This window comes from Streptomyces sp. NPDC001927, assembly GCF_053594455.1.
In genome coordinates, this window is the sequence record NZ_JBSFEN010000001.1 from 410,349 (window position 1) to 427,606 (window position 17,258).

Genomic DNA, 17,258 nt, shown 5'->3' on the forward strand with positions numbered 1-17,258 from the left:
AGGTCTCGCCATTGCCCAGCCGTGCACGCCTCCTGCACGAAGAGGCGGAGAGCGCTCTCAAGGGCGTGAATCCCCTGGTGCCGCGTGCTGTGCTGAAGGTCGTACCGCAGAGCACGCGACGCGAGGGGGCGAACACGATGGAGTCCGCACAGACGAGGACCCCCCGGCAACTGATGGGCAGGGAGCGGGAGTCGGCCCGACTCGACGCGCTCGTGCACGGGCTGACCCACGAGGGCGCCGGCCAGGTGCTGACGCTGCGCGGCCGGCCCGGCATGGGCAGGACCGCTCTTCTCGACCACTGCGCGACCGGGGCCCGGGCCGCCGGGGCCCTGGTGCTCCGGGCGGCGGGCGTGCGCACCGAGGCGTCCCTGCCGTACGCGGCCCTGCACCAGGTCCTCTGGTCCGTCCAGGACGACCTGGACGGGCTTCCCGGGGCGCAGCGCACGACGCTCCGTACCGCTCTCGACACCGGCGACACCTCCGGCGCCGATGTCTTCCGGCTCTCCACGGCGGTCCTGGCCCTGCTCCGGCACGCGGCCCAGGAACAACCCGTCCTGCTGGTGCTCGACGACCTCCACTGGTTCGACCCCGAGAGCCACGCGGTGTTCGGCTTCCTCGCCCGCCGGCTGACCGGCACGCGCATCTCGCTCGTCGCCGCCACCGTTGACGACGCCCGGCCCTTCCTCGACGACGCGCCGACCGCCGCGTGCCCCGTGGGCCCGCTGTCCCCGAGCGACGCGGCGGCGCTGCTCGACGCACGGCACCCCGCCCTCGCCGCCGAGCCGCGGAGCAGGATCGTCGAGGCCGCCGGCGGCAGCCCGCTGGCGCTCGTGCAGCTGCCCGGGGCGCTGTCCGAGGCGCAGCGGGCGGGGCACGAACCGCTGCCCGCCGTCCTGCCCCTCGGCGAGCCGCTCCGCCGGGTGTACGGACCTCGGGTGGAGGCCCTGCCGGAGGATGTACGGGAGTTGCTCCTGTTGGCGGCCCTGGAGGCGCACGGCAGTACGCGTACGGTGTGGGCCGCCTACCGCCACGGCTGGGAGGCCGCGGGCGAAGCGCTGGTGGCCGCCGAGAACGCCGGCGTCCTGCGGATCGCCGGGGAGCGGGGGCGGCTCGTGTTCACCGAGCCCCTGCTGCGCGCCGCGGTGGTCGCGACCGCGGCGGCCGACCGGCTGCGTGCCGCGCACCGGGCGCTGGCCTCCGTACTCGACCAGGAACCGGTCGAGCAGGTACGGCACTTGGTGGCCTCGGCCGTGGGGCTCGACCCCGATGTGGCGGACGCGCTGGCGGCCGGTGCGGCCCGCGCGGCCCGGCGCGGCCTGGAGCACCTGGCCCTCACGGCGCGCGACCGCGCGGCCGACCTGTGCGAAAGCTCCGTCGAGCGCGCCGAGTTGCTGGCGCTCGCCGCCCAAAGTGCCGGGCGCACGGGTCGGTTCACGCTCGCGGCAGATTTCCTGGCCCGGGCCTCCGCGGGCGCGGCGCGACCGGAGGGCCCCGCGTTCGCCCTCGCGCAGGCGCAGTTGCTGGCCGAGCGGGACGGCGACGGCCGGGCCTCCCTCCAGCTGCTCCTGGGCGCCTTCGACTCGTGCGGGGACGCGCCCGGCCCCGACTCCGGCCCCCGTGGCGCCTGGCGCGACGAACTCCTCACCCGGCTCTTCTCCCTCGCCGTGGTCTCCGGAGACGCGGAGCACTGGCACGCGATCGCCTCCCGGCTCAGTACGGGTCCTTCCTGGGCCCGCCTCGTCAAGGAGTTCTCCGCGCCGCTCACCGAGGGGGTCCCGAGGTCCCCGGCGCCGCTGGACGCGGCCGTCAAGGACCTCCCCCCGGACGCCGGCGGCACGGAGGTGCTGCGGCTCGCCCACCTCGCGCTCGCCCTCGACGGACTCGGCCCGCTCCAGGGCCGGTTGCGGACGGTGGTCGAGGCGAGCGAGGAGGGGGGCGCCGTCGTCGACTGCGCCGACGGACTCGGCGTCCTCGGCCTGGACCTCCTCCTCGGCGGCCTGCGGGAGGCCGCCGAGGAGGCGACCTCCCGGATGCTGCACCTCGCCGAGGAGCACGGACTCGTCCTCACGGCCCGGCGCGCCAAGGCGCAGTCGGCGCTGATCGCGGCGGCCCACGGCGACGCGGGCACGGCGCGCACGCTGATTCGCGAACTGACCGCCGTGAACGGTCTCTCGGGCCTCACGTCCCTGATGGTTCATCAGGCGAGCGCCTGGGCGGCCCTCTCCGAGGGCGCGTATGCCGAGGCCTACGCGCATGCGCTGCGGGCCTCGGGCGCGGCGGCGGACAGCGCCGCCCTGTCCCCTCTGCAGCCCTGGGTGTTCCTGACCCTGGTGGAGTCGGCCGTACTGACCGGCAGGGCCAACGAGGGGCAGATGCACCTGGCGGCGGCGCAGGCCGCGGGGCTCCCCCACCGCTCGGCCCGGCACCTCCTCCTCTTCGCGGGCGCGCGGGCCCTGCTCGCGCCGCCGCAGCAGGCGGAGTCGCTCTTCGAGACAGCGGTGGGCGCCTCCGAGCGGGAGCGGCACCCCTTCGCGTACGCCCGTCTACGCCTGGCCTTCGACCGCAGGCGCCGCACCCCGGGCGGCGCCGGAACCGGCGTCGTACCGCAGGCCGAGGTGCGCTCAGGGCCCGCTGTCCGGGCGGTCATCCCCCGGCCGCAGCGCGACCACGAGCGGGCGGCGGTGCCCCCGCTGCTGCCGGTCCCCGCGGGTCCGGCCGACAACCCGGCCGACCTCACCCGGCAGGAGCTCCAGATCGGCCGCCTCGCGGCATCGGGCCTCTCCAACAAGGAGATAGGCCGCCGGCTCTACCTCTCGCCGCGCACCGTGAGCACCCACCTGTACAACCTCTTCCCCAAGCTCGGCATCACCTCCCGGGCCTCGCTCTACCAGAAGCTCTCGGAGCTGGGCTACCAGGAGGAGACCCGGCCGGCCTGAGGGGCTGTACGAGATCAGCGCATGTGGATGCCGCCGTTGATGTCGAAGGTGGCGCCGGTGACGTACCCGCCGTCCTCACTCACCAGGTGGGCGACGAGGCCGGCCACCTCCGACGGGCGGCCCATGCGGCCGACGGGGATGTTCCGTACCGCCTCGGCGACCGCCGACGCTCCGAGCTCAGTCACCGCGGGCGTTTCGACGGCTGCCGGGGCGACCGCGTTCACGGTCACGCCGTGCGGCGCCAGCTCCCGGGCGAACACCTTGGTCAGCACGAGGACGCCCGCCTTGGCGGCGGAGTAGTGGGGGCCTGCCAGGGTGCCGCCCTGCTGGCCCGCGAGCGAGGCGAGGTTGACCACGCGGCCCCATCCGGCGCTTCGCATCGCGGGCGCGCACAGCCGGGTGAGGGCGAGGACGCTGCGCAGGTTGGTCGCCATCACGGCGTCCCACTCGTCCAGCTCGACGTCCCACACCGAACCCGGGGCGGTGCGGGCGGCGTTGTTGACCAGGATCTCGGGTGCGTGCCACCTCCCGGAGACCTCGTCCAGCGCGGCCGCGACCGCGTCGGTGTCGTCCACGTCCACCGGGAGCGGCAGCGTCGTGCGCGCCTCGGGGTCGAGGGTGCGAGCCAGTTCGGTCACGGCTCCGCCGTCGCGGTCGAGGAGCGCCACGCGGTGGCCGAGGCCGTGCAGCCGGGTGGCGATCGCGGCGCCGATGCCGCGTCCCGCACCGGTGACCAGGGCAACGCGGGAGGGGGTTGTCATCATGGTCGGGGTGGTCATGGTCGGCTCCCCTCAGATGGCCGGGTTCGGCGGCAGCGGGGCGCCGAGGAGCGCTCGGCCGTAGATCTCCTTGCTGGTCTGGAGGCTGAGCGCGGCGTGCCGGGACGCCGTCTCGATGTCGCGCCAGGCCCGTTGCAGCTCCGAGCCGTCCGCGAAGCTGCCCGCGCCCGCGGTGTCGAGCAGGAGGCTCACGGCCTCCCGGGCACAGCGCATGGCGTGGGCTGCGTCCATGCGCAGCCGGGCGCGTTCGGTGAGTTCGGGGCGGCGGCCCGCGCGGCCGTGCGCGTCGACCTCGTCGGCGGCGCGGCGCAGGTGCAGGCGCGCGGTGTCGATCAGCGTCGCGGCCTCGGCGACGTTGAGCTGATGGGCGGGGGCCTCCGCGACCAGGTGGTGCAGCGGGGAGACCGCCCGCTTGCCCCGGGCCGCGGCGGTCAGCACCTGCTCAAGCGCGCCCGCCGCGATGCCGACCGCCGTGGCCACGAGGGGCAGGTTGATGGAGAGGTGGAAGGTGATCCGTGGCTCGCCGGGGTGACGTCGCCGGTAGACGCCGTCCGCCATGTCGGTGAGGGAGAGGGTGCGGGAGTCGGGGACGTACACCTCCTCCGCGACGGCCGTGTCGCTGCCGGTGCCCCGCATGCCGGCCATGTGCCAGACGTCGTCGACGGTCAGCGCGGAGGTGGGGACCACGGCCATGCCGCGCTGCGGCTCTCCGTCCGCGCCCGGCCAGGCGAAGCCGAGCACGGTCCAAGCCGCGTGGTGGATGCCCGACACCCAGGGCCACCTGCCGCTCAGGGTCCAGCCGTCGTCCTCGCGCCGCGCCGTTCCCGAGGGGTTGGCGGTGCCGCAGACGATGGTGTCCGGGGCGTCCTGCCACAGCGTCTTACGCGCGGAGTGGTCGAGCTGGGAGGCGAAGAGGGCGCCGCCGTACGCGATGCCCACGGTCCAGGAGCTCGCGGCGCACCCCCGTGCCAGTTCCTCGCACACGTCCACCGCCGTACGGGCGCCGGCGCCCCGGCCGCCGTACTCCTCGGGCGTGCCGAGCCTGAGGAGGCCGGCGCGGCGCAGGGCGGTCACGGCCGTGTCGGTGAGCCGGCGCCGCTCCTCCGTGCGGGGCGCCTCGTCGGCGAGGAGCCGGACGAGTGAGCGGGCGGTCTCCACCAGGGAGTCGGCGCCGGTTCCGTGTGCCGTGTCGGGGGCTGCGGGGCCCATGGTCATTGTCCGCCCTTCTCAGTAGACGACGATGTTGTCCAGCTCCTCGTCCGCGGCGAAGCGCTCCAGCTGCCGGCGGATGAGGGCTTCGAGGCGGGGCCACATGGTGGTGGTGAGCGCGCCGGCGTGCGGGGTGATCAGGACGCCCGGCGTGGACCAGAGCGGGTGGTCGGCCGGCAGCGGCTCGGGGTCGGTGACGTCGAGCGCGGCCCGCAGCCGGCCGTCGCGCACCCGCGCGAGCAGGGCGGCCGTGTCGACGACCGCTCCTCTGGCCACGTTCACAAGGAGCGCGCCGTCCCGCGCGCGGGCCAGCAGTGCGGCGTCGACCAGGTGGTGGGTCTCGGCGGTCAGTGCGGTCGCGAGGACGACGACGTCGGCGCTCGCGATGAGCCGGGGCAGCAGGCCGACGCGGTGCACGGGCCCGCGCGGACTGTCCCGGTCCGTGCGCGCGACACGGGTCACCGCGCAGCCGAAAGGGCTGAGGAGTTCGTCCAGGGCGGAGCCGACCGCCCCGTACCCCACGATGAGTACCGAACGCCCGTACAGCGACACCGACGCCTCGGGCCGCCAGGCCCCGCGGCCCTGGGCGCCGGTGAACTCCGGTATCCGGCGCAGGGACGCGAGGATGAGCGTCAGCGCCAGCTCCGCCGTGCTGCGGGCGTGCACACCCTGGGCATTGCACAGGGTGACCCGGCCCGGCAGCCGGCGAAGCCGCGTCCTCAGCCCGTCGGTTCCCGAGCTGAGGGCCTGGACGGCCTTGAGGCGTGTCATGCGGTCCAGCGGCCTGCTGATGACGCCGATGTCCTGGACGAGGGGAGGTACGTAGAACTCCACGGCGGCCGGATCCGACGGGAACGGCGAACGCCCGTCCCAGTGGGCGTAGCGCAGTCCCGTCGGCAGGCCGGTGAGACAGGTCAACTCCGCGGGGAGCCAGACCTGTCGGGGGTCCGGGGGTGCGCCGAGGGGCACCGTGGTCAGCCTTCCGTCCGGGGCCAAGAGGGCTACGTGTTCATCCTGGCCCCCTACTTCACCGAGCCCGCCATCACCCCCTGGACGAAGTGCTTCTGGAAGGCGAAGAACACCACGAGCGGGACGACGAGCGACAGGAAGGCGCCCGGCGCAAGGACGCCGATGTTGCTGCCGAACTGGCGCATCTGGGACTGCAGCGCCACGGTCAGCGGCTGCGACTCACTGTCGGCGAAGAGCAGCGCCACGAGCATGTCGTTCCACACCCAGAGGAACTGGAAGATCGCCAGGCTCGCGATGGCGGGCCGGCCGAGCGGCAGGATCAGGCGCAGGAAGATCCGCCACTCGCTGCCGCCGTCGAGCCGCGCCGCCTCCAGCATCTCCTTCGGGATCTCCGCGAAGTAGTTCCGCAACAGGAAGACGGCGAAGGGCAGGCCGTACGCCACGTGGAAGAGGATCACGCCCGCGACGGTGCCGAACAGGCCGACCGCGCCGAAGAGTTTGGCCACCGGCAGCAGGCCGATCTGGACCGGCACCACGAGCAGGCCGACGACCACGAGGAAGACGGCGTCCCGGCCGGGGAAGCTCAGCCAGGCGAAGGCGTATCCCGCGAGGGCCGCGATGCCGACGACGAGCACCGTCGTCGGCACCGAGATCAGCACGGTGTTCCAGAAGGCCTGGACGAGACCCGAATCCTCGAAGAGGGCGCGGTAGTTGTCGATCGACAGCTGCGCGGGGTCGATCAGCGAGGTCCACCAGCCGTTCGAGGCGTTGTCCTGCTCCGAGCGCATCGAGGAGAGGAACAGCCCGGCGAGCGGGGTGATCCATACGAGGGCGACGAAGACCAGGAGGGCCTGGACGGCGGTGTTGCTCAGCCACCGCGTCGGACCGGTACGGCTCTTCGTGCCGCCGTGGCTCTCCGTACGGGTACGGCTCTTCACGCCGGTGCGGCTGCTGGTTCCGGTGTGGCTGCTCATGATCCGCCCTTCCGGAAGCGCCGGATGTTGAAGATCATCGCCGGGACGACGAGGGCGAGGAGCAGCACGCTGAGCGCGCTGCCGAGTCCCTGGTCGTTGCCGCCGCCGAAGGAGACCAGCCACATGCGCGTGGCGAGCACGTTGGCCTCCTCCTGCACGGGGCCGGGGGCGATGATGTAGACGAGGTCGAAGACCTTCATGACGTTGATGACGAGGGTCACGAAGACGACGGTGAGGACGGGGGCGAGCAGCGGGACCGTGATCTTGCGGAAGATCTGGCCCTCGGTCGCGCCGTCCACGCGGGCCGCTTCCAGGGCGTCGCGCGGGATGGCCGCGAGCCCGGCCCCGATCAGGACCATCGAGAACCCGGTCCAGACCCACAGGTAGGCGCCGATGATGGCCGGGGTGACCAGCGTCGGGCCGAGCCAGTCGACGCCGGCGTACCCGGCGGCGAAGTTGGACGCGGGGACCCGCAGCGTATAGGCGTCGTCGCCGAGCCCGCCGAAGGTGAACGAGCCGTTGTCGCCCGTCTCCGCGGAGGCGACGACCGTGCCCGCGCGGAGCACCTCGACCGTCACGCCGGGAAGGCCGTTCTCCTTCGGGTCGATCTGGCCCTGCCGGCCGCCCGCTCCCGGCGTGAAGTCCAGGTACACGGCGCCCGACAGGCTCCCGGCCGCAGCCTCCGGCATCCGGGCGGGCACCGCACCCTTGGGTACGGCCTCGGGCGCGATGCCGACGAAGGGCAGGGCGATGTCGTCCCCGGGCCTGACCTCGACGGTCGTGTAGCCCGCGCCGGGGCTGCCGGTCAGCCCCTTGCCCTCACGCGCGCGTGCCGTCGGGTACGGGGAGGGTTCGTCGATCGCGTCGTGGACGCCGACGATCGCCGCGTTGAGCACGCCCCGGTCGGGGTTCTGCTCGTAGGCGAGCCGGAAGATGATGCCCGCGGCGAGGAACGACACGGCCATGGGGAGGAAGAGCACGAGCTTGAACGCGGTGGCCCACCGCACCTTCTCGGTGAGGACGGCGAGGACGAGCCCGAGCCCGGTGAGGAGCACGGGCGCGACGACGACCCAGATCGCGCTGTTGCGGACGGCCTTGAGCGTGGCCGGGTCCTGGAACATCTCCAGGTAGTTGTCGGCGCCGACGAACCGGTCGCCGGTCGCGTCGAAGAGGCTGCGCCCGATCGAGAACACGACGGGGTAGACGACCAGGGCGCCCAGGAGCAGCAGGGCCGGGAGGACGAAGAGCGCGCCGAGGAGGCGCCTTCTGCGCAGGGCGCGGCGCCGCGGGTTGTCCGCGGCGCCCGCCTTCGGGGTGTGGGCCATGACGGGGCGGCCCTCAGTTCCCGTACGCCTTGGCCGCCTCGGCCTCCAGGGCCGCCGCGGTCGCCTTCGGGTTCGACGGGTCCCGCAGGAAGTCCTGGAGCAGCTTCCACTCGCCGGCGCCCTTTGTGCCGCCGAAGGCCGCGGGGGCCTGGTCGGACATGTCGAAGCGGACCGAGTCGCCCGCGGCGACGAGCGAGGCCGCGGTGGCCCGCGTGGTCGGGTCGCCGTACGCGTCGGGATCGACGTTCTTGTTCGGGGAGAGGAAGCCGCCGGCGCCGGCCCACACCTCGGCCGCCTCCGGGGTGGCGAGGAACTCGAGGAGCTTCATGCCCGCGTCGGCGTTCTTGGCGTCCTTGAGGACCACCGCCGCGTCGCCGCCGCTGACCACGGGCGCGGTGCCCGCGCCGACCGCCGGGAACGGGAAGAACTTGGCGTCCTCGCCGGGCTTCTTGCCGAACTCGTCCTTGGCAACGCCGCCGACGAAGTCGCCTTCGTAGACCATGCCGGCCTCGGGCTGCGGGCCGAAGACCTTCTCCACGGAGCCCGGGAAGTCGGTCTGCAGGGCGCCCTGGGCTCCGCCGGCCACGAGCTGCTTGTCCTTGAAGACCTCGGCGAGCGTCGTGAGGGCGGCGACGACGCTCTCGTCCGTCCACTTGATCTTGTGCTGGGCGAGCTGGTCGTACTTCTCCGGTCCTGCCTGGGAGAGGTACACGTTCTCGAACCAGTCGGTGAGCGTCCAGCCGTCCTCGCCGGCGACCGCGAAGGCGGGCCGGCCGGAGTCGGCGAGCGTCCGTCCCGCCGTGAGGAGTTCGGCCCAGGTCTTCGGCTCGTTCACGCCGGCCTGGGAGAGCGCCTCGGGGGCGTACCAGATGGTGGATTTGTGGGCGGCCTTGAAGTAGAGCCCGTAGTACTTCCCGTCGACCGTGCCGTAGTTCTTCCAGACGGGGGCGAGGCCCGCGGTGGCGGTCTCCGTGGTCTTCGGGGAGAGGGGCGTGAGCCAGCCCTCCTTGGCGAACTGCTGGAGCACGCCGACCTGCGGGACGAGCACGACGTCGGGGGCGTTGCCGCCCTCGATCTTGCTCCCCACGAAGGTGGAGACGTTGTCGCCGGAGGGGACGAAGACGGTCTTGGCGCCGGTCTTGGCGCTGAACGCGTCGAGCACCTTCTTGAAGTTCTTCTGCTCGCTGCCGGTCCAGACTCCGGCGACGGTGACCGTCTTGCCGTCGAGTTCGCCGCCGCCGGAGGCGGGTTCGGCGTTCCCGCCGCAGGCGGTGGCGGTGAGGGCCAGGGCCAGCACCGTGGAGGCGGTGGCGGTGGTACGGAGGGCTATGGCGGCGGATCGTCTCATGACGGTCCTTCCTTCCTTGGGGAGAGGGGCGGAGCAGGTCAGGAGGTGGGGGTGTCGACGGACCACCAGGCGGCGGTCGCGCCGGGGAGTTCACCGGGCGGGCAGGGTCCGCTCGCGAGGAGCGGCGCACCAGGCACCGGGGCGGGGACGGTCTCGGAGCCGAAGTTCACGGCGCAGACCAGACCGTCCCCGCGGGCCATGGCGAGGACCTGGGGCGGCGCCTCCAGCCAGCGCAGCTCACCCTCGCCCAACTGGGGCAGTCCGCGCCGCAGTTGGAGCCCGTCGCGGTAGAGGTGCCAGAACGAGCGGGTGTCGGCGAGGGCGCGGTCGGTGGCGTACTCGGCGAACCACTCCGGCTGCGGCAGCCAGGGGCGCACATCGGCCGCGCCTTCGCTGAACCCGAACGGGGACGCCTGGCCCGACCAGGGAAGGGGGACGCGGCAGCCGTCCCGGATCCGCGCGCGGCTTCCCGTGCGGTGGAAGATCGGGTCGGTCAGGACGTCGTCGGGCAGGTCGAGCACCTCGGGCAGTCCGAGCTCCTCGCCCTGGTAGACGTACGCGGCGCCCGGCAGCGCCAGCATGAGGAGCGCGGCCGCGCGGGCCCGCGCGGAGCCCACGTGCTCGGCGCCGGGGCCGCCCGCGTACCGGGTGACGGTGCGGACCTGGTCGTGGTTGTTGAGGACCCAGGTGACCGTGGAGCCCGTACCGGCGATGTCGCGGAGGGCCTCGTCGATGACGGCCCGGAAGGCGGTGGCGTCCCAGGGGGCGCTGAGCAGGTCGAAGAAGAACGCCTGGTGCAGCTCGTCCTCCCGTACGTACAGGGCGTGTTCGCGCGCGGTCGGCACGGACACCTCGCCCACGAGGAGCCGCTCGATGCCGTCGCGCGCGGTGTACTCCTCGCACACGGACCGCCAGCGCCGCCACACGTCGTGGACCTCGGGCTGGTTCCAGGCCAGCGGGTTGACCGAGTCGCGGGTGCGCTCGTCGGCCGTCGGGTCGTCGGAGTCCGGGAGCTCGGGGTGCTTGAACAGGCCGGCGGCCACGTCGATGCGGAAGCCGTCCACGCCGCGGTCCAGCCAGAAGCGCAGCACCTGCTCGAAGTGGTCGCCCACGCGGGGGTCGCGCCAGTTGAGGTCCGGCTGTTCCGGGGTGAAGAGGTGGAGGTACCACTCGCCGGGGGTGCCGTCCGGTTCGGTGACGCGGCTCCAGGCGGGGCCGCCGAACATGGCGTGCCAGTTGTTCGGCGGCAGGTCGCCGTTCGGGCCGCGGCCCGGGGCGAAGTGGAACCGTGACCGGGCCCGGCTCCCGGGCCCTGCGGCCAGCGCCTTCCGGAACCAGCGGTGCTCGGTGGAGCAGTGGTTGGGAACGATGTCGATCAGCAGTTTGAGCCCGAGCCGGTGGGCCTGGGTCACCACGCGCTCGAACTCGGCGAGGTCGCCGTACACGGGGTCGACGTCCTGGTAGTCCGCGACGTCGTACCCGTGGTCGTGCTGGGGCGAGGGGTAGAACGGGCTCAGCCAGACGCCGTCGACGCCGAGCTTCCGCAGGTACGGAAGTCCGGCGCGGACGCCGGCGAGGTCTCCGACGCCGTCCCCCGTGCTGTCGAGGAAGCTGCGGACGTAGACCTGGTAGATCACCGCGTCCCGCCACCAGGGGGTGGCTGCGGAGCGGGGGTGGGAAGAGCGGCCGGCATCGGCCGCAAGAGTGCTGAGCATCTCGCGTCGACCTGTCTGCAGTGAAGGCGAGAGCACCCGATCGGGCCTCTGCTATGCATTCATGTTAAGTATCAGTGACGGCACGATGTCAACGACGCTGCAGAACTTGTCTGTCGAGATGCGCGTTTGGGAAGACTGTTTGAACCATGAGGTAGGACAAAGGGGAAGGCCACTACCCAACAAGCAGGTAGTGGCCCAGGGAGGAGCGTAGGGGGCGGCGCAGGAACCTCACGAGCCGCCCGAGATGGCACCCAGCTCGCGCGTCAGCCGCCGCACGGCCTCCTCGGGGGTCTCGCGGAGCGCCAGCACGTCCTGCCCGACCGCCTGGACGACCAGGCTGACCTGGTCGTACCGCGCGCTCTTGGGGCGGGGCACGGCCGCGAGCACGCTCTGCCGGAGGATCGGGAGGTACGGATGGGAGGCGACGAGGGCCGGGTCGTCGTAGAGCGAGGCCCGCACCGGCGGCAGGGCGCCCCGCGTGAGCACCTGGCGCTGCACCCGCTCGCTCGTCATGTACGCGAGGAAGTCGGCGGCCGTGGCGGCGCTCTTCGAGCGGGCGGAGACGGCGAGGTTCGATCCGCCGAGCACGCTCGAACCCGGCCCGTCGAGACCGGGCAGCGGCACGGCGCCGAAGCGTCCCGCGACCTTCGACCCGGGGCCGTTGGCGTCGGAGTACACGTACGGCCAGTTCCGCAGGAAGAGCAGCCGGCCCTCCTCGAAGGCGGCCCGGGACTCCTCCTCCTTGTACCGCAGGGCCTCGGCGGGGATCCAGCCCTCGCGCAGCCCGTCCGCGAGGAACGCGAGGCCCGCCCGCGCCGCGTCCGAGTCGACCGCGACCCGTGTGCCGTCGTCGCGCAGGACGGTCCCGCCCGCGGACTGGATCGCCTCGGTCACGTTCACCGTCAGGCCCTCGTAGGGCAGGAACTGCCCCGCGTACCCCTCCAGGCCGTGCCGCGGCGCGAGTGTGCGCGCCTGTCGGGCGAGGTCGGCCCAGGTCGTCGGCGGCTTCTCGCCGGCCGCGTCCAGAATGTCCTTGCGGTAGTACAGCAGCCCGGCGTTGGTCACGTACGGGACGGCGTAGAGCCGCCCCTCGAAGGTGGCGGTGTCGACCACGGGACGCAGGAAGGCGTCCAGCTCGAACCGGTCGCGGTCCAGCGGGCTGATCAGACCGGCCGCGGCGAACTCCGAGGTCCAGGCCACGTCGAGGTTGAGCACGTCGAACCGGCTGCTGCCGGAGCGCAGTTCGCTGAGCATCTGTGCCCGGGTCTCGTCCGCCGAGTCAGGCAGCTCGACGAGCGTGACCCGCTCGCCCGGATGCTCCCGGTTCCAGTCGGCCACCAGCGGACCGAGGTAGGCCGTGAGGTCGCCCGCCGTGACGAACGTCAGCGGACCCCGGCCGCCGGCCGCCGGCTCACCGGCACCCTGCGCGACGCCGGTGTACCCGGCCAGCACGATCGCCGCCGCGAGAATCCCCCTCCGTACGGCTCGCATCCACCGCATGGGCTCCTCCTGCACGTGGTCCCGGACGCGACGGGGACCATCGTGGCATATGTCGAGCCGGGGGAATCGGGGATACTGGGCCCCCAGATCACTTGGCCGTCGCCCGATCCACCGGTCACAGCTCCGCCATCGGGTGCCGGAACGACACAGAAGGGGGAGCGTGTGCGGCAGCAGTTGCTGGCACTCCTCACCCGGGGTCCTGCCCACGGTTACGAGCTCAAGCAGGGCCTTGAACAACTCCTCGGCTCCGCATACCCTCAGCCGAACGTCGGCCAGGTCTACGTGACCCTCGGGCGACTGGAGAAGAGCGGTCTGATCAAGGGTGAGGATGTCGAACAGTCCGGTCGCCCCAACAAGCGGACGTACGAGCTGACGGACGCGGGGCGCGACGCCGTCTCCGCGTGGTTCGAGGAGACCGCCGACGAGCCGAGGGTCCGCGACGAGTTCTTCATGAAGCTCGCGCTGGCTCCGTTGTCGGGACTCGCCGACCCGATCACCTTGATCAACAAGCAGCGGCGCCAACACCTGAACACCATGCGCACCCTCTCCAAGCTCGCCGCGACCGAGGACCGCGGCAACAAGATCGCCCAACTCCTGATCGAGGGAGCCATGCTGCACCTGCAGGCCGACCTCGACTGGCTGGAGCGCTGTCAGGAGGAGCTGGAATGACCGGAGGTCCCGTCGCGGCGCCCCCACAGGAGACGATCGTCCACGCCGAGGGTCTGACCAAGACCCATCACGGCGACAGCGCCCCTGTCCAGGCGGTACGAGGCGTGGACCTGACCGTGCGGCCGGGCGAGTTCGTCGCGATCACCGGCCCGTCCGGGGCCGGGAAGTCCACCCTGCTGCACCTCGTCGGCGGCCTCGAACGGCCCGACAGCGGGCGCCTGTGGCTGGACGGAGAGCAGGTCGACGGCTACTCCGAGGCCCGCTGGGCGATGCTGCGACGCCGCCACATCGGCATCGTCTTCCAGTTCTTCAACCTGGTCTCCAACCTCACCGTCGCCGACAACATCGAACTGCCGGCGCTCCTCGCCGGGGTCTCTCCCAAGTCGGCGCGGAAGAGCAGAGCGGAACTCCTCGAGGAGCTGGGGCTGGAAGGCCGCGAGCGGTCGATGCCGGGAGAGCTCTCCGGCGGCGAACAGCAGCGGGTCGCGCTCGCCCGCGCCCTGGTCAACAACCCCGCGCTGCTGCTCGCCGACGAGCCCGCGGGAAGCCTCGACAGCAAGGGCACCCGCGACGTCGCGCGGCTGCTCTCCCGCTTCCACGCGCGCGGCCAGAGCATCCTCATGGTCACCCACGACGCCCGGATGGCCAGCGCCGCCGACCGGGTCATCAGCTTCTTCGACGGCCAGGTCGCCGACGACGCGGCCCTCGGCGACGGCGGCACCGCACGGCCGGGAGTCTCCGGCGTGCTCGAACTGCGAGACTGAGGCGGTGCGTCGTGCGGGCCATTCTGCGGTGGGCTCACTCCGACCTGCGCGCCCATCGCGGCGAGGCCCTGTTCGCGGTCCTCGCCAGCGCCGGCGTGATCGCCTCGCTCCTGCTGTCCGGGGCGCTCCTCAGCTACGCCGTCAACCCCTGGCAGCGGGTGTTCAACCAGTCCGAGGGCGCGCACATCTGGCTGCACACCCGGGGTGACCTCGACGCCTCCTCGGTCGCCTCGCTCGCCTCCCTCGACGAGGTCGCCGGGGTGTCCGGCCCCTTCCGTACGACCGAGGCCACCGTCGAGGTGGCCGGCGCGCGGGCACGGGTCGTCCTGCGGGGCGCGGGCCCCCAGGCGCCCACCGTGGCCCGCCCCCTCATCACCGAGGGAGGCTGGCTGGAGTCGGCGCCCACCGGCGCCGGCCCGGGCGAGATCGTCCTGGAGAGCGGGCTCGCGCGGGCCCTGTGGGCCGATCCCGGCGAGACGGTGACGGTCACCGGCGCGGACGGCGCGCCGCTCGCCCTGCGCATCGCGGGCATCGCGGAGAGCGCCGAACCCCTCTACCGGGCCGGCCAGGGAGCCGGCGTGGCCTGGGTGCTGCCGGGGGCGCTCGACCGGGTGGCCTCGGCAGGTACGGGTACGGGCCAGGCGGCCTCGACCGGTGCTACGGGTCAGGCGGCCTCGACCTCGGCCGGTACGGGACAGAGTGTCGGGCTGCGGCTCAAGGACCCGGACGACACCGACTACGTCGTCCAGCGGGCCGTGACGCTGCTGGGCGCGCACCGAGTCGACCGGGTGACGAACTGGCAGGAGGCCAAGGCCGATGTGGGCGGCGACGACCGGATGCTCGGCCAGATGTTCGCCGCCTTCGGCCTGGCCGCCCTCTTCGCGGCGGCGGTCGCCGTCTCCGGCGCGGTCAGGGCGCGCGTACGGAGCCAGCTGAAGGACATCGCCGTCCTGAAGGCCATCGGCTTCACCCCGGGCCAGGTGACGCGCGGGTTCCTCGTCCAGCACCTGGGCTTCGCGGTCCTCGGCGCCGGGCTCGGTACGGTCGCGACCCTGACGCTCGGCCGCTGGATACCGGGCCGGATCGGCGAGGCGGTGGTCCTCTGGCCCGAGCTGCCCGGACACCGGGCGATCGTGGCAGGACTGCCCGTCGCCGCCGTCCTCCTCATCGGTACGGCCACCGGGCTCGCCGCCTGGCGGGCCGGCCGCGTCCCGCCCGTCCCCGCCGCCAGGTCGGCGCTCCTCACCGCCGCCCCGCTCACCCGCCTCGGCCGCCGCGCCATCGCCCTGCGCCTGTCGCCGGCCCTGGTCCTCGGCTGGCGCTCCGCGTTCTCCGGCCGCGGCCGCAGCCTGGTGCCGATATCCCGGCTCGCGCTCCCCGTGGCCCTGATGACCGTGGCCCTCGTCGCCTGGTCGACCCTGGACCAGTTCGGCAGCGACCCCGCCCGTATGGGCCGCGCCGCCGCCCTGACCGTACGCGCCGAGAAGCCGGGTCCGGCCGACGATCCGGCGCTCGCACGGGCCCTCGCCCAGGTCCCGGGCGTCGAAGACAGCTTCCCGGGCGCGGAGTTCGTCGCCCTTGTCCCCGGCCAGACCGGGACGATCACCCTGCGCGGCCTGGGCAGCCAGGAGCGACCGTACCCGCACAGCGTCGTGGAGGGCCGGGCGCCGTCCGGCCCGGACGAGGCGGTCGCCGGGCAAGGGCTGCTCGACCTGCTCGGCGTACGGGTCGGGGAGTGGGTCCGGATGACGGTCGAGGGCCGCCCGCAGATCCTGCACGTCGTGGGCCGCAGCGTCGAACCCGAGCAGGGCGGCCGCGTGATCTCCACCTCGCTCGACAGCCTCAGGGAGGGCGACCCGGCGATGCAGGCGCGCTTCCACGCGCTTGTCCTGAGCCCGGGTGCCGACCCAAGGGAGGTGGCGGCCGCCGTCTCCGGAACCGTCGACGGCGCCCTGGAGATACGGGAGACCCCCACCCCCGCGGATCGCCTCGACACCCCGCGCGGAGTCATCGCGGCGCTCATCGCCGTCCTCGGTTTCATCGCCCTCGTCGAGCTGCTCACGCTGATCAGTTCCGGCGTACGGGCCCGGATCCGCGACCTCCTCGCGATGAAGGCCATCGGCCTCACCCCCCGCCAGATCGGCGCCGTCATCGTCACGGCGGCAGCGCTCACCACCCTGGTCGCCGCCCTTCTGGGCACGGTAGTCGGAGCCGCGCTCGGGCGGTGGCTCGTCGACGCGGAGGGCCGCTCCAGCGGCATCGGCTCGGGCATCGCCCACGTCCCCTCACCGCTCGTCCTGGCGACCCTGGTCGCCGCGGCGACCGCGGTCGGCGCGGCCGCCGCGCTGGCGCCCGCCGTGAAGACGGCCCGCCGCCGGCTCATCGACTCGGCGAGCGAGACGCTGTAGGGGATCGCGTCGGGTGCACGGTGATGGTGTCGGCTCCCCACCTCACCGTCCTCCCGCACGCGAGGCCCCGTTCCGCGAGGTGCGGACCGAGCCGCTGGATGCGACCCCTCAGGGCGGGAAGCGTCATCAACCGCCCCGGCGCACCGAGGAGTCGGCGGATGTCGTGACAGCAGACGGGTCCGGGGAGCGCGCAGAGGACCTCGAGGAGCAGGGCCTGCGTACGGAACGACGGAGTCGCTTCCTCTGCGTCCCCGTCCCGGGTGGGCGCGGGCCTGATCCTCCGTAGCCAGCGCAGATCCGCGCCGAGCCGGGCGCCCAGGACTCCCGGCAGGGCGTTGCGGTCCAGGACGTTGACCGCCCCGGCGGTGAGGAGCGCGGCCGAGTTCCCGGCCTGCGCGGTCGCCACGACCACGTGGGTGACGAGGGCCAAGGACCTTACGTACGACTCCAGTTCGCCGGTCGCGCGCGGGGTCGCGCTGTCGAGCAGGGTCAGTCGGCCGCGCCGGCCGTCCCGCCCGCGCTCGACGGCCTGGCTCCAGGTCAGCGGGACGAGGGCGTGGCCGCAGGCACGCCGGAGCATGGCCACCCATCCTTCGTCCCCGTCGAGAGAGACCACCGCGATGTGAGCGGGGCTCGCGGACGCGACCACCATGATTCCCCTC

Annotated in this window: 13 protein-coding genes; 4 read left to right on the forward strand and 9 right to left on the reverse strand. The window is 73.3% G+C overall.

Annotated features, from left to right (window positions below; genetic code table 11):
- Positions 1 to 137: 137 nt before the first annotated feature.
- Positions 138 to 2,936 (forward strand): AAA family ATPase, encoded by a 2,799-nt coding sequence (locus tag ACWCO8_RS01595; RefSeq protein WP_451030408.1) that lies wholly within the window; start codon positions 138 to 140, stop codon positions 2,934 to 2,936.
- A 14-nt stretch (positions 2,937 to 2,950) separates the two neighbouring features.
- Here the strand turns inward: ACWCO8_RS01595 and ACWCO8_RS01600 are convergent, their stop codons facing one another.
- The 8 genes from ACWCO8_RS01600 to ACWCO8_RS01635 all read right to left on the reverse strand — a co-directional run bounded on the left by ACWCO8_RS01600 (position 2,951) and on the right by ACWCO8_RS01635 (position 12,755).
- Positions 2,951 to 3,715, reverse strand: coding sequence for an SDR family NAD(P)-dependent oxidoreductase (locus ACWCO8_RS01600; RefSeq protein WP_451030409.1), 765 nt, complete (start codon positions 3,713 to 3,715; stop codon positions 2,951 to 2,953).
- A 12-nt stretch (positions 3,716 to 3,727) separates the two neighbouring features.
- Entirely contained in the window at positions 3,728 to 4,930 is a 1,203-nt protein-coding gene (locus ACWCO8_RS01605; RefSeq protein WP_451030410.1) for an acyl-CoA dehydrogenase family protein, read from the reverse strand.
- Between the two features lie 12 nt (positions 4,931 to 4,942).
- Complete coding sequence (locus ACWCO8_RS01610; protein ID WP_451030411.1) at positions 4,943 to 5,893, reverse strand: 2-hydroxyacid dehydrogenase; 951 nt, start codon at positions 5,891 to 5,893, stop codon at positions 4,943 to 4,945.
- A 53-nt stretch (positions 5,894 to 5,946) separates the two neighbouring features.
- Entirely contained in the window at positions 5,947 to 6,867 is a 921-nt protein-coding gene (locus ACWCO8_RS01615) for a carbohydrate ABC transporter permease (RefSeq protein ID WP_451030412.1), read from the reverse strand.
- A complete protein-coding gene (locus ACWCO8_RS01620; RefSeq protein ID WP_451030413.1) occupies positions 6,864 to 8,192 on the reverse strand; it encodes an ABC transporter permease subunit in 1,329 nt (442 codons plus the stop codon). Before ACWCO8_RS01620 ends, ACWCO8_RS01615 begins: the two co-directional genes overlap by 4 nt.
- Positions 8,193 to 8,205: 13 nt before the next feature.
- On the reverse strand, positions 8,206 to 9,540 hold the full coding sequence (locus ACWCO8_RS01625) for an ABC transporter substrate-binding protein (RefSeq protein ID WP_451030414.1): 1,335 nt from the start codon (positions 9,538 to 9,540) through the stop codon (positions 8,206 to 8,208).
- Between the two features lie 38 nt (positions 9,541 to 9,578).
- Positions 9,579 to 11,255 carry a glycoside hydrolase family 13 protein gene (locus tag ACWCO8_RS01630; protein WP_451030415.1) on the reverse strand — a complete coding sequence of 559 codons (1,677 nt, stop codon included), beginning with the start codon at positions 11,253 to 11,255 and terminating at the stop codon, positions 9,579 to 9,581.
- 228 nt (positions 11,256 to 11,483) lie between these two features.
- Positions 11,484 to 12,755, reverse strand: a complete 1,272-nt coding sequence (locus tag ACWCO8_RS01635; RefSeq protein ID WP_451030416.1) for an ABC transporter substrate-binding protein — start codon at positions 12,753 to 12,755, stop codon at positions 11,484 to 11,486.
- Positions 12,756 to 12,917: 162 nt separating this feature from the next.
- Here ACWCO8_RS01635 and ACWCO8_RS01640 point away from each other — a divergent pair, with 162 nt between their 5' ends.
- Genes ACWCO8_RS01640 through ACWCO8_RS01650 form a run of 3 tightly spaced genes read left to right on the forward strand, consistent with a single transcriptional unit; the run spans position 12,918 to position 16,596 of the window.
- Complete coding sequence (locus tag ACWCO8_RS01640; RefSeq protein ID WP_362012908.1) at positions 12,918 to 13,424, forward strand: PadR family transcriptional regulator; 507 nt, start codon at positions 12,918 to 12,920, stop codon at positions 13,422 to 13,424.
- On the forward strand, positions 13,421 to 14,188 hold the full coding sequence (locus ACWCO8_RS01645) for an ABC transporter ATP-binding protein (RefSeq protein WP_362012906.1): 768 nt from the start codon (positions 13,421 to 13,423) through the stop codon (positions 14,186 to 14,188). The genes ACWCO8_RS01640 and ACWCO8_RS01645 overlap by 4 nt, the downstream gene beginning before the upstream one ends.
- A gap of 11 nt (positions 14,189 to 14,199) precedes the next feature.
- On the forward strand, positions 14,200 to 16,596 hold the full coding sequence (locus ACWCO8_RS01650) for an FtsX-like permease family protein (RefSeq protein WP_451030417.1): 2,397 nt from the start codon (positions 14,200 to 14,202) through the stop codon (positions 16,594 to 16,596).
- Here the strand turns inward: ACWCO8_RS01650 and ACWCO8_RS01655 are convergent.
- On the reverse strand, positions 16,568 to 17,248 hold the full coding sequence (locus ACWCO8_RS01655) for a hypothetical protein (protein ID WP_451030418.1): 681 nt from the start codon (positions 17,246 to 17,248) through the stop codon (positions 16,568 to 16,570). The two genes, ACWCO8_RS01650 and ACWCO8_RS01655, sit on opposite strands and share 29 nt — an antisense overlap.
- Positions 17,249 to 17,258: the final 10 nt, after the last annotated feature.